The organism is Solirubrobacter ginsenosidimutans (genome assembly GCF_027587205.1).
The window spans coordinates 82,393-102,377 of the sequence record NZ_JAPDOD010000035.1; the positions used below are offsets into that span (position 1 = coordinate 82,393).

Annotated in this window: 17 protein-coding genes and 1 pseudogene; 13 read left to right on the plus strand and 5 right to left on the minus strand. The window is 70.3% G+C overall.

Going from position 1 to position 19,985, the window contains the following annotated elements; translation table 11 throughout:
• Positions 1 to 4: 4 nt before the first annotated feature.
• On the plus strand, positions 5 to 1,111 hold the full coding sequence (locus OM076_RS30155; protein ID WP_270043845.1) for a M20 family metallopeptidase: 1,107 nt from the start codon (positions 5 to 7) through the stop codon (positions 1,109 to 1,111).
• Positions 1,108 to 2,658: an LCP family protein gene (locus tag OM076_RS30160; RefSeq protein ID WP_270043846.1), complete on the plus strand. Its 1,551-nt coding sequence runs from the start codon at positions 1,108 to 1,110 to the stop codon at positions 2,656 to 2,658. The genes OM076_RS30155 and OM076_RS30160 overlap by 4 nt, the downstream gene beginning before the upstream one ends.
• 4 nt (positions 2,659 to 2,662) lie before the next feature.
• On the opposite strand, the gene OM076_RS30165 is transcribed toward OM076_RS30160, so the two are convergent.
• Entirely contained in the window at positions 2,663 to 3,859 is a 1,197-nt protein-coding gene (locus OM076_RS30165) for a calcium-binding protein (RefSeq protein WP_270043847.1), read from the minus strand.
• Between the two features lie 64 nt (positions 3,860 to 3,923).
• Between OM076_RS30165 and OM076_RS30170 the strand changes: the two genes are divergently transcribed.
• From OM076_RS30170 to OM076_RS30185, 4 genes are read left to right on the plus strand one after another with little or no spacing between them, the layout of a single operon-like run.
• Entirely contained in the window at positions 3,924 to 5,219 is a 1,296-nt protein-coding gene (locus tag OM076_RS30170) for a UDP-glucose dehydrogenase family protein (protein ID WP_270043848.1), read from the plus strand.
• The gene (locus tag OM076_RS30175) at positions 5,219 to 6,319 is read left to right on the plus strand and encodes a sugar phosphate nucleotidyltransferase (RefSeq protein ID WP_270043849.1); all 1,101 of its coding nucleotides are present in this window, start codon (positions 5,219 to 5,221) and stop codon (positions 6,317 to 6,319) included. Before OM076_RS30170 ends, OM076_RS30175 begins: the two co-directional genes overlap by 1 nt.
• Entirely contained in the window at positions 6,319 to 7,377 is a 1,059-nt protein-coding gene (locus OM076_RS30180) for a bifunctional phosphoglucose/phosphomannose isomerase (RefSeq protein ID WP_270043850.1), read from the plus strand. The genes OM076_RS30175 and OM076_RS30180 overlap by 1 nt, the downstream gene beginning before the upstream one ends.
• A gap of 51 nt (positions 7,378 to 7,428) precedes the next feature.
• On the plus strand, positions 7,429 to 9,018 hold the full coding sequence (locus OM076_RS30185; RefSeq protein WP_270043851.1) for an aldehyde dehydrogenase family protein: 1,590 nt from the start codon (positions 7,429 to 7,431) through the stop codon (positions 9,016 to 9,018).
• Between the two features lie 69 nt (positions 9,019 to 9,087).
• Here the strand turns inward: OM076_RS30185 and OM076_RS30190 are convergent, their stop codons facing one another.
• Entirely contained in the window at positions 9,088 to 9,891 is an 804-nt protein-coding gene (locus tag OM076_RS30190; protein ID WP_270043852.1) for an Hcp family type VI secretion system effector, read from the minus strand.
• A gap of 211 nt (positions 9,892 to 10,102) precedes the next feature.
• Between OM076_RS30190 and OM076_RS30195 the strand changes: the two genes are divergently transcribed.
• Positions 10,103 to 10,669: a transposase gene (locus tag OM076_RS30195; protein ID WP_270043853.1), complete on the plus strand. Its 567-nt coding sequence runs from the start codon at positions 10,103 to 10,105 to the stop codon at positions 10,667 to 10,669.
• A gap of 2 nt (positions 10,670 to 10,671) precedes the next feature.
• Here OM076_RS30195 and OM076_RS30200 read toward each other — a convergent pair whose 3' ends face one another.
• Entirely contained in the window at positions 10,672 to 12,306 is a 1,635-nt protein-coding gene (locus OM076_RS30200) for a thiamine pyrophosphate-binding protein (RefSeq protein ID WP_270043854.1), read from the minus strand.
• Here OM076_RS30200 and OM076_RS46385 point away from each other — a divergent pair.
• From OM076_RS46385 to OM076_RS30220, 4 genes are all read left to right on the plus strand, one after another.
• Positions 12,299 to 14,119 (plus strand): bifunctional diguanylate cyclase/phosphohydrolase, encoded by a 1,821-nt coding sequence (locus OM076_RS46385; protein WP_270043855.1) that lies wholly within the window; start codon positions 12,299 to 12,301, stop codon positions 14,117 to 14,119. The two genes, OM076_RS30200 and OM076_RS46385, sit on opposite strands and share 8 nt — an antisense overlap.
• Before the next feature lie 157 nt (positions 14,120 to 14,276).
• On the plus strand, positions 14,277 to 14,663 hold the full coding sequence (locus tag OM076_RS30210; protein WP_270043856.1) for a MerR family transcriptional regulator: 387 nt from the start codon (positions 14,277 to 14,279) through the stop codon (positions 14,661 to 14,663).
• Positions 14,660 to 16,084 carry an adenosylhomocysteinase gene (gene ahcY / locus OM076_RS30215; protein ID WP_270043857.1) on the plus strand — a complete coding sequence of 475 codons (1,425 nt, stop codon included), beginning with the start codon at positions 14,660 to 14,662 and terminating at the stop codon, positions 16,082 to 16,084. Before OM076_RS30210 ends, ahcY begins: the two co-directional genes overlap by 4 nt.
• Positions 16,074 to 17,294 carry an adenosylhomocysteinase gene (locus tag OM076_RS30220; protein ID WP_270043862.1) on the plus strand — a complete coding sequence of 407 codons (1,221 nt, stop codon included), beginning with the start codon at positions 16,074 to 16,076 and terminating at the stop codon, positions 17,292 to 17,294. The genes ahcY and OM076_RS30220 overlap by 11 nt, the downstream gene beginning before the upstream one ends.
• Here OM076_RS30220 and OM076_RS30225 read toward each other — a convergent pair.
• Positions 17,269 to 18,108, minus strand: coding sequence for a PhzF family phenazine biosynthesis protein (locus tag OM076_RS30225; RefSeq protein ID WP_270043858.1), 840 nt, complete (start codon positions 18,106 to 18,108; stop codon positions 17,269 to 17,271). The genes OM076_RS30220 and OM076_RS30225 overlap by 26 nt on opposite strands.
• A 118-nt stretch (positions 18,109 to 18,226) precedes the next feature.
• On the opposite strand from OM076_RS30225, the gene OM076_RS30230 reads away from it, so the two are divergent.
• The gene (locus OM076_RS30230) at positions 18,227 to 18,877 is read left to right on the plus strand and encodes a CDP-alcohol phosphatidyltransferase family protein (RefSeq protein WP_270043859.1); all 651 of its coding nucleotides are present in this window, start codon (positions 18,227 to 18,229) and stop codon (positions 18,875 to 18,877) included.
• On the opposite strand, the gene OM076_RS30235 is transcribed toward OM076_RS30230, so the two are convergent.
• The gene (locus OM076_RS30235) at positions 18,862 to 19,638 is read right to left on the minus strand and encodes a cytochrome c oxidase assembly protein (protein WP_270043860.1); all 777 of its coding nucleotides are present in this window, start codon (positions 19,636 to 19,638) and stop codon (positions 18,862 to 18,864) included. The two genes, OM076_RS30230 and OM076_RS30235, sit on opposite strands and share 16 nt — an antisense overlap.
• Before the next feature lie 134 nt (positions 19,639 to 19,772).
• Here OM076_RS30235 and OM076_RS30240 point away from each other — a divergent pair.
• A pseudogene (locus OM076_RS30240) lies at positions 19,773 to 19,985 on the plus strand (hypothetical protein); the annotation flags it as partial.

Sequence of the window (19,985 nt, forward strand, 5' to 3'; positions counted from 1 at the left end):
CCGGATGGACGAACGCGTGCTCGCCGAGCGTCTGATCACCTACGACACCTCCAATGTCGAAGGCTTGCGCGCGGCCGCCGGATTCATCAAGGGCTGGCTCGAGGCGCGTGAGATCGCGGTCTCAGATCACAAGTACGGCGAGGTGTTCGGACTGACCGCCGAGGTCGGCCCGTCGGAGGGCCCGACGCTCGTCTTCCACGGGCACTACGACGTCGTTCCCGCCCGCCCGGAGCAGTTCACGCCACGCATTCACGGCGACCGGCTCGAGGGCCGCGGCGCCTACGACATGAAGGGCGGCCTGGCGGCGATGATGTGCGCCCTGCACGACCTCCGCGACCAGAGCGACGTGCGCGTGCGGTTCGTCTGCGTGCCCGACGAGGAGTCCGAGGAGATCGACCAGCGCACGTCGGACCTGCTCGTGAAGGCCGGCTACATCGGCGACTTCGCGATCACCGGCGAGCCCACCAACCTGCACGTCGGCGTGCAGGCCAAGGGCGTGCTCGCGCTGCGGATCATGGTCTACGGCACCTCCGCCCACGGCTCGACGCCGTGGCTGGGCGACAACGCGGTCCTGAAGGCGATCGACGTGTTTCGCCGAATCGAGTCGATGCCCTTTACCCTCGAGTCCTCCGAGCTCTTCGACCGCCCGTCGGTCAACCTGGGCCGGATCATCGGGGGTGACGCGCCGAACAAGGTGCCCGAGGAATGCGCCATGGACGTCGACATCCGCTATCTCCCTGAGCAGGACCCGGGCGAGCTGCTGGCCCAGATCCGCGCGTTGCCCGACGTGCACGTCGCGCGATCGTTCATCTGGCCGCCCGCACGCGTCTCGCCCACCAACCCGTACGTGCTCGCGCTCTGCTCGGCGGCCTCGCGGCTGACCGACGGGGAGTCGATGAGCGTCGGCCGCGACGGCGCGTCCGACGCCGTGGCCTTCCAGAAGGCGGGTGTGCCGGCGGTCGAGTTCGGCCCCTCCGGCGGCGGCCACCACGGGCCGGACGAGTGGGTCTCGATCGACTCGCTCGCGGTCTACCGGCGCGCGCTGGTCGACTTCGCGCGCAGCGTCCCGCGGCAGTTCGTCGAACTGCCGGTGGAGGGCGGGCTCGCGTGAGCAAGGACGGTGTACCGCACCCCGGGCGGTCCGTCCTGCTGCGCGCGCTGATCGCCGGCGTGCTGACGATCGCGCTGTCGGCGACCGCGGTGGCGTCGACCGTCCTGCTCGAGATCAATGACGTCGTCCACGAGTTCGTCGGCCCCGAGCAGGGCCGCACGGCGATCGACATCCCGGAGGTCACGCGCGCCGACGCGGGCGATCCGCGGACGTTCCTGATCCTCGGCTCCGACGCGCGCTACAGCGACCGCTCGCTGAAGATCAAGCCGCGCTCGGACACGATCATGCTCGCCCGCATCGACCCCGACGCCAAGCGGATCGCGGTGATGTCGATCCCGCGCGACCTGAAGGTCGCGATCCCCGGCGCCGGCACGGGCAAGATCAACTCGGCCTACGAGATCGGCGGCCCGCGCAAGACCGTCTCCACGATCAAGCGCCTGTTCGAGGACGCCACCGGCCAGGACTTCCCGATCAACAACGTCATCAGCGTCAACTTCGGCGGCTTCCGGCGCGCGGTCAACTACGTCGGCGGCGTCTACGTGGACGTGGACCGCCGCTACTACAACGACAATTCCACGGCGGCCCCCGGCGAGCAGTACGCCGCGATCGACGTGCAGCCCGGCTACCAGAAGCTGATGGGCCAGGACGCGCTGGACTACGTCCGCTACCGCCACGGCGACAACGACTTCTTCCGCGCCACCCGCCAGCAGGACTTCCTTCGCCAGATCTCCCATCAGGACGCGGTCCGCGAGCTGCTCGACGTCAGCAAGCGCAAGGACCTCGCGCACATCTTCGGCCGCTACTTCGAGGTCGACAAGTCCTTCGTCTCGGCCTCGAACCTGATCGGCCTGGCGAAGACCGGGCTGTTCCTGACCGGCCAGAAGGCGCCGGTCAACGAGGTGCGCTTCCCGGCCTACGAGGCCAAGGACCCGGCGATCGACAGCTCGCTCTACGTCAAGGACTCCTCGCTGCGCCAGGCGGTCGACGAGTTCATGACCGGCAAGGGTTCCTCGAACCCGCGCCGGGTCGACGCCGCGCAGGCCGGCAAGGCCCCGACCACCGCCAAGCCCAAGGCCAAGCGCAACAAGCCGTCCTCGATCGAGGGCCTCGAGCAGGCCCAGACCGAGGGCGAGAACATGGCGGTGATCGTCGAGAGCCAGAACACGCTCGGCTTCCCGTTCTACTTCCCGTCGCTGCGCAAGACCGGCTCGCGCTACGCCGACACCAAGCCGCGCGTGTACAGCATCCGCGACGGCCAGAACAAGCTCCATCGCGCCTACCGGCTCACGCTCTACGCGGGCGCGTACGGCGAGTACTACGGGGTCCAGGGGATGAGCTGGCGCTTCCCGCCGATCCTCGATGACCCCGACCGCACGCGCGACGAGAACGGCCGCAAGCTGATGCTCTACTACGACGGCAGCCACCTGCGGCTCGTCGCGTGGCGCACGCCCAAGGCCGTCTACTGGGTCACGAACACGCTGACGATGTCGATCCCGAACTCGCGCCTGATCGCGATCGCGGGCTCGTTGCGGCGCTTGAAGTCTTAGTTCCTCAACCGCGCTTGCGGTTCTCGCAGTCGCCCGCGATCTTCACGAGCTTGCGGTTGCCCGCGTACGCCGATTCGACCACGGTGTCGATGCCGGGGCCGCAGGTCACGGCCGCCTTGCCGCGAGCGATGATGGCGGTGATCGTGTCGTTGCCGTCGCCGCCGTTGACGGTGGAGACGGAGCCCGAGGTGGCCTTGATCGTGTCGTCGCCGACGCCGCCGTCGATCGTGCTGCGCACACCGCCGCCCTGCAGGTAGTCGTTGCCCTCGCCGCCGAGGATCGTGTTGTAGCCGCGCCCGCCGTAGATCGTGTCGTTGCCGGCGCCGCCGTCGAGGTTGTCGTTCTGCTGCTTGGCGCCCACGTGGGCGTCGTGGTTCTGGTCGCCCCAGAGGATGTCGTCGCCGGCGCCGCCGGAGATCGAGTCCGAGCCGCCCTGTCCGCGCAGGTTGTCGTTGAGGTCTGAGCCCTGCAGGGTGCCGCCCGCCATGCTGATGGAGGCGCTGATGCCCTTGGTAGGGTCGACCGCCGCCGCCTGCGGGATGACGTTCTCGCAGTTGACGAACATGCCCTCGAGCAGGGACTTCTCGTTCGAGCGCCCGCCGTCGGAGTCGCGCGGATTGATGTAGAGCGTGTCGTTGCCCGCGCCGCAGTCGACCGTCTCGGCCGCGCTGCCGCTGTTGACGTAGATCGCGTCGTCGCCGTCGTCGCCGAACAGGTGATCCGGGCCGGTGTCCTGGTAGAGCGTGTCGTTGCCGGGCCCGCCGTAGATGTCGTCCGCGCCGGAGCCGCCGTGCACCGTGTCGTTGCCGTCGCCGCCCTCGAGGCGGTCAGGAGCGGCGCCGCCGTCCAGGTTGTCGTCGCCGGTCCCGCCGACCAGCGTGTCGTGGCCGAAGCCGCCGATCAGCGTGTCGTTGCCGTCGTCGCCGCTGAGCAGCTCGTCGCCCGATCCGCCGTCGATCCAGTCGTTGCCCGCGCCGCCGGCGATGTCGTCGGGACCGGTGTCGCCGGTGATGCGATCGTCGCCGCCGAGGCCGCGGATCCGGTCCGCGCCGCCGTTGCCCGTGATCTTGTCCGGGCCCTCTGTACCGGTAAGGGCCTCAGCGGCGTTGGAGCCGCTGACGGACTTCGCCATTGCCGTCACGGCCGGGGCGAGAGCAGCCACGAACGTCGCGACCAAGATGGCGGGCAGGCGGGGGGTCATGGCCTGATGATCGGCCGGGCGCCTCGAATCCGTAACTGGCCCAAGAGCTACCCTGATCGCCCTCATGACCACGAATCGAGAGCCGATCGGCGTGATCGGCACGGGATACGTCGGCCTCGTAACCGCGGCCGGGTTCGCCGAGCTGGGCAACGACGTCTACTGCATCGACATCGACGAGGCCAAGATCGAAGGCCTCAAGCAGGGCAAGATGCCGATCTGGGAGCCGGGGCTGTCCGAGCTCGTCGAGCGCCATCGCTCGCGGCTGCACTTCTCCACCGATCTCGCGGACGCGCTCGAGCACGCGCGCCTGCTCTTCGTCGCCGTCGGCACGCCGCCCACCTACTCCGGCGACGCGGATCTCTCCGCGGTCCATGCCGTCGTCGAGTCGATGCCGGCTTCCGATCATCACGCGCTCGTGATGAAGTCGACCGTGCCGGTCGGCACGGGGGAGACGATCCAGCGCGCCTTCGCCGAGCAGGCCAAGGGCTTCCGGTACGTGTCGTGCCCCGAGTTCCTCAAGGAGGGCTCGGCGATCAAGGACTTCCTCGAGCCCGACCGCGTCGTCGTGGGCGACGAGGGCGACTGGGCCGGCGACGCGGTCGTCGAGCTCTACGCGCCGCTGGACGCGCCGCTCGTGCGCACCGACATCAAGAGCGCCGAGATGGTCAAGCTCGCCTCCAACGCGTTCCTGGCGACCAAGATCTCCTTCATCAACGAGATCGCCAACGTGTGCGAGGAGACCGGCGCCGACGTGGTCGAGGTCGCCCGCGGGATGGGGTTGGACAACCGCATCGGCCCGAAGTTCCTCCAGGCCGGGATCGGCTTCGGCGGGTCGTGCTTCCCCAAGGACGTCACCGCGCTCAAGCAACTCGCCGGTAACTCGGGCTACCACTTCCAGCTGTTGAATTCGGTCATCGAAGTCAATGAGCTGCAGAAGCGGCGTGTGATCGCCAAGCTCGAGAAGCATCTCGGGCGCCTCGTCGACAAGCAGATCGCTCTGCTCGGTCTGGCGTTCAAGCCCAACACCGACGACATGCGCGAAGCGTCCTCGCTCGTGCTGTCGTCGCGGCTGCAGGCCGCGGGCGCGCACGTGCGCGCGTACGACCCGGTCGCCGAGGGCGAGGCCCGCAAGCTCATCCGCGGCGTGCGCTTCGCCGAGAGCGCCGCCGACGCCGTCGACGGCGCCGACGCCGTCGTGCTCGTCACGGAATGGCCTGAGTTCGCCGAGCTCGACCTGGCGGCGCTGGCCGGCGCGATGCGCGGCGACCTGCTGGTCGACGGCCGCAACCTGTACGACCCCGCCGCGGTACGGGCCGCCGGACTCGTGTACGAGGGGATCGGGCGGGGCGGAAACAGCTGATGCAGGCGTTGATCCTCGCGGGGGGCGAGGGAACACGGCTGCGGCCGCTCACATCCACGGTGCCCAAGCCCGTCGTCCCGCTCGTCGACCGGCCGTTCATCGTGTTCATGCTCGACTGGCTGCGCGGTCACGGCGTCGATGACGTCGTGATGTCCTGCGGGCATCTGGCCGACGGGGTGCGCTCCGTGCTCGGAGACGGCTCGTCGCTGGGCGTCCGTCTTCGCTACTTGGAGGAGCCCCGCCCGTTGGGGACCGGTGGAGCGCTGAAGTTCGCCGAAGATCTCCTGGATGACCGCTTTCTGATGCTCAACGGGGACGTGCTGACCGACATCGACGTGTCGTCGCAGGTCGCTGCGCACCTGGCTTCCGGGGCGCGGGCGACCCTGGCCCTGTACCCGGTCGAGGATCCGTCGGCCTACGGGCTCGTCCGGCTGGCCGCCGACGGGTCCGTGACGGAGTTCGTCGAGAAGCCGGCGCCCGACCAGATCGACACCAACAACATCTCCGCGGGCGTGTATGTGCTGGAGAAGTCGGTGCTGGACTTGTTGCAGGCGGGTGCGCCGGCCTCGATCGAGCGCGACGTCTTCCCTTCGCTTGTGGGTGAGGGGCTGTTCGGGCACGTCTGCCCCGGATATTGGAAGGACATCGGGACGCCCGAGCGCTATTTGGAAGCGACGTTCGACATCCTCGAGGGCTCCGTCTCGACGTCCGTGGGGGCGCGCATGGGTTCGTCGTTCGTGTGCGTCGAGGACGGGGTGTCTTCGCAGGGTCGAATCGTCCCGTCGGCGCTGGTCGAGGGCGATTGCCGGATCGGCGCGGGCGCGCGGATCGGCGGGCGCGCGGTGCTCGAACACGGCGTCGTGGTGGGTGAGGGGACGACGATCGAGAGCTCCGTCGTGATGGCGGGCGCGACGATCGGCGCCCACTGCACCCTGCGCGGGTGCATCGTCGCCGCCGGCGCGTCGATCGGCGATCATTGCGTCATCGACGGGATGAGCGTCATCGGCGCGGGCGTGGTGCTCGGGGCGGACAACGTCGTCTCCAACGGCGCGCGGATCTTCCCGGGCGTGACGCTGCCCGACGGGGCGCTCAAGTTCTGATGGGATCACTTACACGCGAAGCCATCGCCGCGGTCGACTCGACCGGGCAGATCGACGAGGTGCTCGAGCTCTCCGAGCACCTGACGGACGCCCTGTGGCGGGTGGACTCCTCCGGCGCGCGGCCGTTCGACACGCCCGGCGGGCTGATCGTGGCCGGGATGGGCGGGTCGGCGTCGGGTGCGCGGCTGGCGCGGGGCGTGCTCGGCTCGCGGCTGACGCGGCCGATGTACATCTCCGACGACTATCTGCTGCCCGGGTGGGCGGGGCCGTCGACGCTCGTCTTCGCCTCCAGCTACTCCGGCAACACGGAAGAGACGTTGTCCGCCTACGACGACGCCGTGGATCGCGGGGCGCCGCGGCTCGTCGCCTCGACGGGCGGGGCTTTGGTGGCGCGCGCGCGGGCGGACGGCGCGCCGGTCGTGCCGATCCCCGGCGGCTTCCAGCCGCGAGCGGCGATCGGCTACGCGCTGGTCAGTGCTTTGGAGGCGGCGTTCCTGGCGGGAGCGGCGCCCTCCGTGCGCTCGGAGATCGAGGCGGCCGCGGCGCTGGTCGACTCGCTCGTGCTGGAGTGGGGGCCCGACGCGCCTGAGGACAGCGAGGCGAAGTCGATCGCCCGCTCGTTGCACGGGACCGTCCCGGTGATCGTCGGCGCCGAGCTCGCGTCCGCCGCCGCGTACCGCTGGAAGTGCCAGTTCAACGAGAACGCCGAGCTGCCGGCGTTCGCCGCGTCCTTGCCTGAGGCCGACCACAACGAGGTCGTCGGGTGGGAGGCGGCGGCGGAGTTGGGCCGCTTCTCGTACGTGTCCTTGGAGGACCCGGAGGCGCACCCGCGCAACGTGCTGCGGGCGGAGCTGACGGCGGAGGTCGCGTCGGCCGGCGCGGACCCCGTGGTGCGGGTGACGGCGCGCGGCTCGACCCCCGTGGAGCGCCTCGTCTCGCTCGTCCTGCTCGGGGATCTCGTGACGATCTACGCCGCGGTGCTGCGCGGGGCCGACCCGGTCGACATCCCGGGCATCGACGCGGTCAAGGCCGCGTTGTCGGCCGCTCCTGTGTCCTAGGGGAGTTCTCCGTACCGGAGGACGGGTGCTGGCCAGCTACCGTGCCTGGCCATGTCCTCCATCGCCTCCGAGCCCACTTCCGGGGCCGCGGGCGTGCTTCAGGTCGCCTCCATCGTGGACGGCGAAGCGCGCACCGACGCTCCCGGCGGCACCCTGACTTCCACGAATCCCGCCGTGACTTCGGAAGTCGTCGCCTCAGTTGCGCTGGGAGACGCGGCCACATTCGTCGACGCCGCGCGTGCCGCGCGGGCCGCGCAGAAGGCGTGGGCCGCGGTTCCCGCTCCGGCGCGCGGGCGGGTGATCGCGCAGGTGGGGCGGCTGGTCGAGGCCAACAAGGAAGCGCTCGCTTCTCTGGTCACGCGCGAGATCGGCAAGCCCTATCCCGAGGCGCTGGGCGAGGTGCAGGAGATCATCGACACCTGCGACTTCTTCCTCGGCGAGGGGCGGCGGCTCTACGGGCAGACCGTGCCGTCGGAGATGCCGGACAAGCAGCTCTTCACGTTCCGGATGCCGGTGGGTGTGGCGGCGATCATCACCGCGGGCAACTTCCCGGTCGCGGTTCCGGCCTGGTACCTGGTGCCGGCGATCCTGTGCGGCAACTCGGTCGTGTGGAAGCCGGCGGAGTACTCGGCCGCGTTGGGCGACGCGCTGGCGCGGCTGTTCCTGGCGGGTGGGGTGCCCGGGGGCGTTTTGAACGTCGTGCAGGCGTCGGGGGAGTCGACGTTCGAAGGGCTTTCGGCGGCGATGTCGGAGGGGCTGATCGACAAGGTCGGTTTCACGGGGTCGAGCGCGGTCGGTTCTCGGATCGGCGAGCTGTGCGGGCGCAACCTGCAGTCGCCGTGCCTGGAGCTCGGCGGCAAGAACCCGATGGTCGTGATGGACGATGCCGACGTCGATCTGGCCGTGGAGGGCGCGCTGTTCGGCGGGTTCGGCACGGCGGGTCAGCGGTGCACGTCTCTGGGAACGGCGATCGTGCACGAGTCCGTGTTCGACGAGTTCGTGACGAAGCTGTCCGCGCGTCTGGAGTCCTCGCCGATCGGCGATCCGTTCGGCGACGTGCTGTACGGGCCGATGATCCACGAGCGCTTCGCCGAGCGGTTCGAGGACTGGCTCGGGCTCGTCCAGGATCACCACGTCGTGTACGGCTCGTCCTCGCGTGGGCGGATCACGTCGTCGAACCCGCGTGCCGGCTTCGTGGGTGACGCGGACGCCGGCATCTTCTACCACCCGACCCTGGTCGTGGGTGTGACGGCTTCCGATGAGATCTATTCGACCGAGACGTTCGGGCCGATCGTCGGTGTGGCGCGCTTCTCGACGTTCGACGAGGCGATGGAGCTGGCCAACGGCCACGGCTACGGGCTCTCGTCGGCGATCTACACCCGCTCGGGCGAGAACGCCTTCAGGTTCCGCGAGCGCATCACCGCGGGCATGGTCTCCGTCAACAACTCGACCAGCGGCGCCGAGGCCCACCTGCCGTTCGGCGGCAACGGCAAGTCCGGCAACGGCTCCCGCCAGTCCGGCATCTGGGTGCTCGACCAGTTCACCCGCTGGCAGTCGATGAACTGGGACTACGCGGGCAAGCTCCAAAAGGCCCAGATGGACAACGTCGAGCTTCCGGCCGACCCGGACTTCCGCCTCTAGACCTTGCGCCTCGTGGTCGCTCGTCCCCGCTGTGGGGGGACGAGCGACCACTTGCGGCGGTTTGTTCGGCTAGAGGCTCTTGTTCGCCTTCACGTCGAAGCCGGCCGTGATCGGCGCCCCACCCGCGGGCGTGTAGCTGATCTCGACCTTGGCGAAGTTCAGCTCGACGCGCTCGAGCAGCGGGCGCTCCTTCGAACCGCCCTGGTCGTAGCTGCTGACGATGACGTCGCTGAGCTTGTACGTGAGGAACTGCGCGCCGTTTGCGCCGCCCGGGCGGCGGAAGCTGAACGTCACCGACGGGATGTGCTGACCCGTGGCCAGGCGCTGGAACAGCTTCGGCGAGGACGCGTCGTAGAGCTTGGAGAACGTCACGTCGGAGAACGCGACCTTGCCCGCGCCGCCGCCGCCGCTCGCGCCGCCGCCGGCCGAGTTCTTGCCCCCGAAGCCGAACGCCTTGACGTCGATCTCGCCGGCGTGCGCCGGGTCGGCGCTCTCCCCGGCGATGCCGTCGATCTTCAGGAACCCATCCGCCTGCCCGCCGACCAGCGTCTCGCCACCCACGACGTTCGTCCCGTCGCCGGCCGCACCCGCCGGCCCGGCGGGACCCGCCGCACCGGCAGGACCCACGGGTCCCGGAGCGCCGGCTGCCCCAGCGGGACCCGTCTGGTTCCACGCCAGCACCGTCTCGCCCTTCCCGCACTTCCCATCCGCGTTCGCGAGGTGCAGCGACTTCCCGCTCTTGGCCGCGCACGCCCGGATCACGGCACCGTCGTTCGCCGTCGCGGCAATCGCCGAGCCCGCCCCCACGGCCACCACCACCGGCACCATCAACGCCACCGTCCGCCGCCGGAAATGCTTCTTGATCACGGTCACTCCTGAAGGTTCGAAGGTCGCGTCCGAACCTACGGCCGCCCCACGAGCCCCGACACCGCGCTACCCACCACCCGCCCTGGCGGCCGACCGCCAACCCTTCCGGCCCGTGAATACCCGCCCGCCGGCGGCGTCTCCAACCTACGACTTAAAGGGACTGTCCCTTTATGTTCCGACGGGGGGCGAGACCGGGCCGCGACGGGCTAGAGAACGTGTGCCTCGTAAACCACGCGCCGAATACGAAAGCGGCCTTTACCACGTCACGGCTCGCGGCAACCGCCGCGAGGCGATCTTTGTTCACGACACCGATTGGCGGCGGTATCTCGCGCTCGTTGGCCGCGTGACGATCTGGAACCGGTGGCGGTGCCTGACCTATTGCCTGATGAGCAATCACGTCCACCTCTTGATCGAGACGCGAACGCCGAATCTCGGGTTCGGCATGCAGCGGCTGCAAGGGACGTACGCCCAGTCCTTCAACAGCCATCACGATCAGGTCGGACACCTGTTCCAAGGTCGGTACTGGGCGACGCGTATCGAGAGTGACGCGCAGCTCTGGGTCACCGCGGCCTACATCGCGAGCAATCCCGTCGAGGCCGGCCTCGTGCGCGTCGCAGCCGCCTGGCCGTGGAGCAGCCATGCCGCGATCCTCGACGAGACCGGGCCACCGTGGCTCGACCGGAACCGGCTCCTCGAGTATTTCGCGGACACCGGCGGCGATCCGCTGAAGCGCTACGCCGACTTCACAGAGGCGTACGCGAACCTAAAGGGACTGTCCCTTTAAGTTCAGTGGCGGCGGCGGTACCAGTTCGGCGAGGTGTTGGGCGGCGGGACGAGCGGGACCGGGGTGCGGGCGACGAGGACCGAGGGGGTGGGGTCGGCGGTGTGGCGGGCGAGGGCTTCGCCGAAGGCGTCGTCGAGGCCGTCGACGGTTTCGGACTCCAGGCCGAAGGCGGCGGCGAGGGCGGCGAAGTCGGGGGTGTGGAGGTCCACGCCGTAGGTCTCGGCGCCCGCTTTCTGCTGGTCGTAGCGGAGCATGCCGTAGCCGCCGTCATCGACGATGACCGCGGTCAGGGGGATCTGCTCCTGCGCCATGGTGGCGAGTTCGCCGGCGGCGAAGAGGAAGCCGCCGTCGCCGGAGATCGAGACGACCGGGCCGTCGGTGCCGGCGAGGGCGGCGCCGAGCGCGGCGGGGAAGGCGTAGCCGAGTGTGCCCCAGCCGAGCGGGACCTGGATGCGGCGCGGGGCGGCGGGGGTGTGGAAGCCGGCGAGCCAGTAGCCCGGGATGCACATGTCGACGACGAGGACGCCGTCGGCGGGGACCGCGAACCGGATGGCGTCGAGGAAACGCAACGCGGTCGCGTCGAGCGAGCCGCACGCGTCGGCTCGGGCGTTCGAGAGGCGCTCGGCCAGCGCGTCGAGGCTCCCGTCGCGCGGCGCGCGGACGCCGGCCGCGAGGGCCGCCGTGACCTCACCCGCCTCACCCGCCAGGTGGATGTCGCTGCGGTAGTTGACGATCGGCTCGAGCGAGACCGCGATCAGCGTCGGCGGCTGCGGCTGGGCGAAGTTCTGGGTCTGAACGCCGTCGAGGTCGGACCCGATCGCCAGCACGACGTCCGCCTCGTCCCACAAGGCTCCCGCGGCCGGCGCGTGCGGCGGCAGTCCGACCGCCGAAGGATGGCCGGGCGGGAGCACGCCCGCGGCGCCGTAGGTGGTGAGGACCGGCGCGGCGAGGCGCTCGGCCAGCGCGGCGACCTCCGCCGGCGCGTCCCGCGCGCCTCCACCCACCCACAGCAGCGGGCGCTCGGCGCCGTCCAAAGCCGCGACCGCCGCCGCGAGATCGGACGACCGAGGCGAGAAGCTCACCGTGGTGACGGTCGCCGCGCGGTCGGGAGGCGACGGTGGGAGCTCGGCCGCCAGCAGGTCGGTCGCGATCTCGAGGTAGACCGGACGGGTGGGCGCCGCGACGGCGTCGGCGACCGCCAGAGCCGCGGCGTTCGCGACCGCGTCAGCCGTCAGGCCCAGGTGCACCGACTTCACCACCGGCGCGAACATGTCCGACTGGCCGGAGGTCTCGTGCAGGATGCCCCGGTACTCACCGGGTCGCCGCAAGCTCGACGGGATGTCGGTCGCGATCACCAGGATCGGCGAGCGCGACGCCCACGCCTCACCCACGGCGCCCAACGTGTTCGCCGCGCCCGGCCCGGTCGTCGTGAGCGCGACGCCGAGACGCCCGGTCGCCCGCGCGTAGCCATCCGCCGCGTACGCCGCGGCCTGCTCGTGCCGCACGCCCACGAGGCGGATGGAAGACGAGCGCAGCGCCTCCCACAACGCGAGGTTGTGGACCCCGGGCAGCCCGAAGCACACCTCCACTCCGGCGTGCTCGAGCTCCTCGACGATGACCTGCGCTCCCGTGGACATAGGCAACGCACGCTATCTGACGATCTCGCTCAAGAACGGCGCGGACAGGCCGACTGCGGGGGACGTGATCCGTCGCACCGCTCTGCTTCCGCACGCCCTGTTCGCCGGGCTGCTGTGCGCGACCGCGGTGTTCGCGGCTACCGGCGAGCCCGCCGTCCGCAACGCGATCCAGGTCACCGCGGTGCTCGCGATGGCGGTGCAGGCCGGCCGCTGCCGCAAGGGCACCCGCGTCGGCTGGGGCCTGCTCGCGATCTCCAACGTGACGTGGGCGATCGGCGACTTCGACCCGTTCAAGCTCAACGCGTTCTACCTCGCGTCCTACGTGTTCGCGCACGCCGGTCTGGTCATGCTCGTCGCCGCGCAGGCCCGCGTGCGCTGGCGCACCGCGCTCGCGCTCGACGGCGTCATCGCCGGGCTCGCGGCCGCGACCGTGCTCACCAGCTTCGTCAGCACCGCGCTCGAGGGCAACGGCGTCCGCGTCCCCGCCACCGCGCTCGCGGGTGACGCGACGCTCGTCACCACGATCGTCTTCGCGTTCGTGCTCAGCGGGTGGCGGCCCGCACGCGCGTGGTGGGTGATCGCGGCGGGCGAGGTCATCCTCGTCACGCTCGACCTCACGACGGTCAGCGTCGTCGTTCCGACCCGAGCGATGCTCGTCGCGTGGGTCGTCGCCTTCCTCGTCACCAGCTACGCCGTCTTTCACCCGTCGACCGCGCGGGTGCGGCCGGGCCACGGCATCGCTTCCGCCGGGGTGCCGGTCGTGGGCGGAGCGATCGCCGTGGTCCTCCTGATGCACGCGGCCCTGACCGGCGGTCGACCGCTCACCGTCTGGCTCGCCGGCGGCGCGCTCGTCGCGGGTCTGATCCGCGGGACGCTGCTGATCGCCGACAACCACAAGCTGCTGCGTCAGAACCAGCTCGACGCGACGACCGACAAGCTCACCGGCCTGCCCAATCGCCGGGCGCTCGAACGCGACCTCGACCGCGCGTTCGCGACCCGCGCGGCCCACACGCTCGCGTTCTTCGACCTCGACGGCTTCAAGGAGTACAACGACGCCTTCGGCCACGGGGCGGGGGACGCGCTCCTGCAGCGGCTCGCGCCCGCGCTCGGCGGCTACCGGCTGGGCGGGGACGAGTTCTGCCTGCTGCTCCCCGGCTCGCTCGCGGAGGACGCGCCCGCGATCCGGCGCGCGGTTGAGGCCCTCAGCGAGCGCGGCGACGGGTTCAGCATCACCGCCTCCTTCGGGCTCGTGGTGCTCCCCGACGAGGCCGCCGACGCCGCCGACGCCCTCAAGCGCGCCGACGAGCGCATGTACGCGCGCAAGCGCCGCCGCCGCGGCGGCCAGGCGGGGCAGGCGCGCGACGTGCTGATCCAGGTGCTGGCCGAGCGCGGCTCCCGCGACGACGAGGTGCCGCAACTCGCGGCCGATGTCGCCCGCCGGCTCGGGCTGACCGGCGAGGAGATCGACGTGCTCGTGCGCGCCGCCGAGTTGCGCGACGTCGGCATGATCGCCGTTCCGTACGGCGCCGACGCGCTGGCCAAGCTCCACCCGGTGATCGGGGAGCGCATCCTGGCCGCGGCGGAGAGCATGCGTCCGGTCGCGCGGATCGTGCGCGCGGCGCACGAGCGCTACGACGGCACGGGCTTCCCCGACGGCCTCAAGGGCGAGCAGATCCCGCTCGCCGCGCGCATCATCGGCGCCTGCGCGGGCGCCGACGACCCGCTGCTCAGCGAGGCCGTTTGCGCTTCGCGAGCTGCTCGCGCGCCTGGGCGATCTGCTTCTTCCCTTGCGGGGTCTGCGCGTACGCAATAGCGGAGGCGGCAAGCTTGCGCCCCCGGCGTGAGCGGGCGAACTTCATCAAGGTGTTCATCAGCGGGGACATGGCGCACAGCATGCCCAAGCCGCATCAATAACTCACAAAGGCCAACCTTGACACAACTGTGTCAGGGTCGCGCTACACTGGCGTCAGATGGACGCGTTGACGATCCACGAGGCCGCTGCCACGACGGGCTGGAGCCCTCGTATGTTGCGGTACGTGGAGCGCGTCGGGCTCGTCGAGCCCGCCCGCTCGGCCGCCGGCTACCGCCTGTATGGACCAGCCGAGCTGCAGCGCCTGCGCACCTTGCGCGAACTGCTGGACGAGTACGACATCGGACTGTCCGACCTCGCCTTCGCTCTCCGGCTGCGCCGCGAGACCGATCTGCGCGAGGCCACCGATGCCTGGCTCGAGGCCGAGGCACAGCCGCCCGCCGACGTTCCGGCGTCCGACTGGCTGCGCTTCGAGCGCGAGAAGCACCAGCGGCTGCTCGCCGCGCTGGCGCAACGCACACCCACCCCCACCCTGGAGACCGCATGACTGCAGTTAGCACGACGCCCGACTACAAGGTCGCTGACATCGGCCTCGCCGCTTATGGCCGCAAGGAGATTCAGCTCGCCGAGCACGAGATGCCCGGCCTGATGTCCACGCGCGCCGAGTTCGCCGACGCGCAGCCGCTCAAGGGCGCGCGCATCACGGGCTCGCTGCACATGACGATCCAGACGGCCGTGCTGATCGAGACGCTCGTCGCGCTCGGTGCCGAGGTCCGCTGGGTCTCCTGCAACATCTTCTCGACGCAGGATCACGCCGCGGCGGCCATCGCCGAGGCCGGCATCCCGGTCTTCGCCTGGAAGGGCGAGACGCTCGAGGAGTACTGGTGGTGCACCGAGCAGGCGCTCACGTGGCCGGACGGCGAGGGCCCGAACATGATCCTCGACGACGGTGGCGACGCCACGCTGCTCGTCCACCTCGGCGTCGAGTACGAAGCGGCCGGCGCGGTGCCGGACCCCGCGAACGCCGACAGCGACGAGCACCGGATCATCCTCGAGACGCTCACCCGCACGCTCGCCGAGGATCCGCAGAAGTGGACCCGCACGGCGGCCGCGATCAAGGGCGTGACCGAGGAGACCACGACCGGCGTTCATCGCCTCTACCAGTTCGCCTCCCAGGGCAAGCTGCTCTTCCCGGCGATCAACGTCAACGACTCGGTCACCAAGTCGAAGTTCGACAACCTCTATGGCTGCCGTCACTCGCTGATCGACGGCATCAACCGCGGCACCGACGTCATGATCGGCGGCAAGGTGTGCGTCGTCCTCGGCTACGGCGACGTCGGCAAGGGCTGCGCCGACTCCCTGCGTGGCCAGGGCGGCCGCGTGATCGTCACCGAGGTCGACCCGATCTGCGCGCTGCAGGCCGCGATGGAGGGCTACCAGGTCGCCACGCTCGAGGACGTCGTCGAGACCGCCGACATCTTCATCACCTGCACCGGCAACAAGGACGTCATCTCCGCCGCCCAGATGGAGCGGATGAAGCACCAGGCGATCGTCGGCAACATCGGCCACTTCGACAACGAGATCGACATGGCCGGCCTGGCCAAGCTCGACGGCGTCGAGCGCGTCGAGGTCAAGCCGCAGGTCCACGAGTGGCGCTTCAAGGACGGCCACACGATCATCGTGCTCTCCGAGGGCCGCCTGCTGAACCTCGGCAACGCGACCGGGCACCCGTCCTTCGTGATGTCGAACTCCTTCACGAACCAGACGATCGCCCAGATCGAGCTCTTCACGAAGACGTCGGACTACGACAAGAAGGTCTACGTCCTCCCGAAGCACCTCGACGAGAAGGTCGCGCGCCTGCACCTCGACGCGCTGGGCGTCCGCCTGACGGAGCTCACGCCGGAGCAGGCGTCGTACATCGACGTGCCGGTCGAGGGCCCCTACAAGCCAGATCACTATCGCTACTAGTTCCGATCGGGGACTTGCCCGTATCGAGTGGGCGGACGGGCAGATGCCCGTCCTGCGCTCGATCCGGGAGCGCTTCGCCCGCGAGCAGCCGCTCGCGGGCGTTGGCGTTGGCGCGTGCCTGCATGTGACGTCGGAGACGGCGGTGCTGGTGCGCACGTTGCAGGCGGGGGGCGCGTCGGTGTCGCTGTGCGCGTCGAACCCGTTCGCGATCCAGGAGGACGTGGCGGTGGCGCTTTCGGCTGAGTCGACCGTGTTCGCGGGCGGTCCGGACGCGTGGGCGGATGACGTCGCGTCCGTGCTGACTTTGGCGCCGCGGGTGACGTTGGACGACGGCGCCGACCTGCTGGGCGCGTTGCACTCGGCTCGGCCGGATCTGCTGGCCGGGATGCACGGCGGGACCGAGGAGACGACCACCGGCCTGCTGCGGTTGCGCGCGTTGGAGGCCGAGGGCGCGCTGGCGGTTCCGGTGATCGCGGTCAACGAGGCGCGGGCGGAGCGGGCGTTCAATGACCGCTTCGGGGCCGGGCAGTCGGTGCTCGACGGGATCGTGCGGGCGACGAACCTGCTGCTGGCCGGGCAGACCGTGGTCGTGCTCGGTTACGGGTGGACGGGGCGCGGGGTCGCCCTGCGGGCGGCCGGGTTCGGGGCCTCCGTGATCGTCTGCGAGGTCGATCCGTTGCGTGCTTTGGAGGCGCGGATGGAGGGCTTCGCGGTGATGCCCGCTTTGGAGGCGGCCGCGCGCGGTGACGTGTTCATCACCGTCACCGGCGTGCCGGACGTGCTGCGCGGCGAGCACTTCTACCGCATGAAGGACGGTGCGGTGCTGGCCAACGCGGGGCAGTTCGACGTCGAGATCTCATTGGCGGATCTGCGGTCATCGGCTTCGTCGGTGCGCGAGGTCCTGCCGCTGGTCGAGCGCTTCGAGTTCGGCGACCGGGCGTTGTATCTGCTCGCCGGCGGCCGCGTCGTGAATCTGGCGGCCGCGGAAGGGCATCCGGCCGCGGTGATGGACGTGTCCTTCGCGTTGCAGGCTTTGGCGTGCGAGGCGCTGGTCGTCGGTGCTTGGGCGCCGGGGGTGCATGCCGTGCCCGACGCGATCGAGCGTGAGGTCGCGGCGTTGAAGCTGGCCGCGCTGGACGTCGACATCGACGTGCTGACCGACGCCCAGGCGGACTACCTCTCGCTCACATCGCCACCGCGCGGCCGCTGACGCGGATCTCGGGGCGATTTGCCTCGATGTCGATGGTCAGCAGGCTCGGGCGGCCCATGTCGACGCCCTGGTGGACGGTGATCGTGGCGGGCGGGGTGATGAGTTGTTGGTCTCGGAGGTAAGCCCCGAACGCGGCCGCCGCCGCGCCGGTGGCCGGGTCCTCGACGACGCCGCCGACCGGGAAGGGATTGCGGGCGTGGAAGGTCGTTTCGTCTTCGCGGTAGACGAGATCGGTCGTGACGAGTTCGTGGGCGTGCATCGTCGCCTTGAGCTTCTCGAAGTCGTAGTCGAGGTCGGCGAGGCGGGCGCGGGTCTTGGCCGCCAGGATCAGGTGGCGGGCGCCGGCGTATGACACGCGGGGCGGGAGGAGCGGGTCGAGCTCTTCGCGGGTCCAGCCGAGCGCCTCGAGTGCTTCTTGGAGCAGGGTCTCGGGCACGGGTTCGACGTGGGGCGCGACGCTCGTGAGGGTGGCGGTGATGTTGCCATTCTCGCCCTGGGTCGAGATCGGGATCTCGCCCGCCTGCGTGTGGAACGTGAGCGGGCCGGCGCCGTCTCGGTCGGCGAGCGCGACCGCGGTGGCGATCGTCGCGTGGCCGCAGAACGGGACCTCCATCGCGGGGCTGAAGTAGCGCACGTCGTAGCTGCCGTCGGCGCGGGTGGTCACGAACGCGGACTCGCTGTACGCGAGGTCCTTCGTGATCTGCTGCATCTCGGCGTCACTGAGCGCTGTCGCATCGAGCACGACGCCGGCGGGGTTCCCGCCCTCGGGCGAGTCGGTGAACGCCGTGTAGCGCAGGATCGCTGGGGAGGTCATGGCGGCGATGGTGACAGTGGCGGTGGGGCGCTTCGATACGGCTGCCCGCACGTCTTGGTAACCGTCGGTCAACAAGCGTGTATGGTTCTGTTGAACGATGGTCAACAAGGAGGTTGCGATGTCCGGTGTCGAAGCTCCGCGCGAGAAGACCTTTCTCCTCGCGCGGCCTGAACAGCGGTTGCTCGAGGCGATCGCCCGGCGGCTGCCCACGTTCGTGCGGCCCGATCATCTGACCGCGCTGGCGCTGCTCGCCGCCGTCGGGTTCGCCGTGGCCGCGGCGTCGGGCGCGTTCTTCGTCGCCGCGGGGCTGCTCGTGGTGCACTGGTTCGGCGACTCGCTCGACGGGACCCTGGCCCGCGTCCGCCGGGCCGAGCGGCCGCGCTACGGCTACTACCTGGACCATCTCGCCGACGCGTTCGCGACCGCGCTGGTCGGTCTCGGCCTCGGGCTGTCCTCGCAGATGTACCTGTTCGCGGGGCTGGCGCTCGTCGTCGCGTATCTGGCGCTCTCGATCAACTCGTACCTGGAGACCCAGGCACTGGGGCGCTTCTCGCTTGGTTACGGCCGGCTCGGCCCGACCGAGGCGCGGCTTGGCCTGATCGCGCTCCTGGTGACGGTGGCGTGTGGCGCGTCGGTCTCGGTGTTCGGTCTGACGCTGCTGGACGTCGTCGCGCTCGGCGGGGCGGCGGTCATGGTGCTCGCTCTAGCGGCGCGGGCGTTCGGCAATCTGCGCGTGCTGGCCGAGCGCGAGCCCTACACCGTGCCGTAGCGCTCCGCGCGCTGATCCTCCTCCTCGGACTCGACGAGCATGCGCACGAACAGATACGCGAGCGCGATCCCCATCACGATCGACTGCTCCAAGGCCATGATCAGCCCGGCGACCCGCTGGTCGTCGAGCGGGCTCAGGCCCCAGCGGGTGCTGTTCGTGCCGACCTCGTAGAAGTGGTACAGGACGTCAGGCGAGAAGGCGAGCAGGACGCCAAGGAACCCCACGAGGATCTTCGTCGACGCCATGTAGAGCACCGGGCCGAGGCCGCCGAGTCTGAGTCGGGAGCGGATCGGGCTCAGCAGATGCCACCAGTACAGGAGCCCCGCCGCCGCGAACGACAAGTGCTCGAGCACATGGATGAACGAGTGCCGGAGCGCGGCCTGGTACATCACCGGGATGTGCCAGATCCACATCGCCGCGACGTAGGCGATGACGCCGAACGCCGGATGGCCGAACGGCCCGGCCGCCCGTTCGAGCCTCTGGATCCGCCGCGTGGCCGGGCGCAGGATGTGCTTCGTCAGCGCCAGCGTCAGGCAGATCGGCGCGAGATCGGCGATCAACAGGTGCTGCACCATGTGCATCGACGCCAGCTGCTCACCCCACGCGTCGATCGGCGACACCAGCGCGAGGAACAGGCAGAAGATCCCCGTGCACCACAGCACGAGCTTGCCCACCGGCGCCGCCCGCGCCCCGCCCTCGGCCCGCGAGATCCGCCACCGCCAGATGTAGGCCCCCAGGTAGATCGCCAGTGCGAGCAACACGATGGGGGCAAATGTCCACCCGGAATCCACCGGCACCGCGGTTCCCAGCAGATTTGTTGCAGACACTCCGCAGAATTGTGACGAACACGTACTGATCTGTTGCAGCGCCCCGCGCAACGATGCCCACCATGGCGATGACGGGCGAAACGAGGGACCGCACGGGGCGGCGCCGACAGCCGCGCGGCAGGGGTGCGCAGCGCGGCGGGGGCGGCGGCGTGTGGGGCGCGCGGCGCGATGGGGGCGGTCTCGTGTGGGGCGCGCGGCGTGGTGCGGGCGGCGGCGTGTGGGGCGCGCGGCGCGATGAGGGCGGCGGCGTGTGGGGCGCGCGGCGCGGCGGGGGCAAGTCG

Excerpts from the sequence above, each read along its gene's own strand:
- OM076_RS30170 (WP_270043848.1), top strand. The coding sequence starts at position 3,924 with ATGACCACGAATCGAGAGCCGATCGGCGTGATCGGCACGGGATACGTC.
- OM076_RS30230 (WP_270043859.1), top strand. The coding sequence starts at position 18,227 with ATGTCCGGTGTCGAAGCTCCGCGCGAGAAGACCTTTCTCCTCGCGCGG.
- OM076_RS30185 (WP_270043851.1), top strand. The coding sequence starts at position 7,429 with ATGTCCTCCATCGCCTCCGAGCCCACTTCCGGGGCCGCGGGCGTGCTT.
- OM076_RS30180 (WP_270043850.1), top strand. The coding sequence starts at position 6,319 with ATGGGATCACTTACACGCGAAGCCATCGCCGCGGTCGACTCGACCGGG.
- OM076_RS30175 (WP_270043849.1), top strand. The coding sequence starts at position 5,219 with ATGCAGGCGTTGATCCTCGCGGGGGGCGAGGGAACACGGCTGCGGCCG.
- OM076_RS30225 (WP_270043858.1), bottom strand. The coding sequence starts at position 18,108 with ATGACCTCCCCAGCGATCCTGCGCTACACGGCGTTCACCGACTCGCCC.
- ahcY (WP_270043857.1), top strand. The coding sequence starts at position 14,660 with ATGACTGCAGTTAGCACGACGCCCGACTACAAGGTCGCTGACATCGGC.
- OM076_RS30155 (WP_270043845.1), top strand. The coding sequence starts at position 5 with ATGGACGAACGCGTGCTCGCCGAGCGTCTGATCACCTACGACACCTCC.
- OM076_RS30200 (WP_270043854.1), bottom strand. The coding sequence starts at position 12,306 with ATGTCCACGGGAGCGCAGGTCATCGTCGAGGAGCTCGAGCACGCCGGA.
- OM076_RS30165 (WP_270043847.1), bottom strand. The coding sequence starts at position 3,859 with ATGACCCCCCGCCTGCCCGCCATCTTGGTCGCGACGTTCGTGGCTGCT.
- OM076_RS30210 (WP_270043856.1), top strand. The coding sequence starts at position 14,277 with ATGGACGCGTTGACGATCCACGAGGCCGCTGCCACGACGGGCTGGAGC.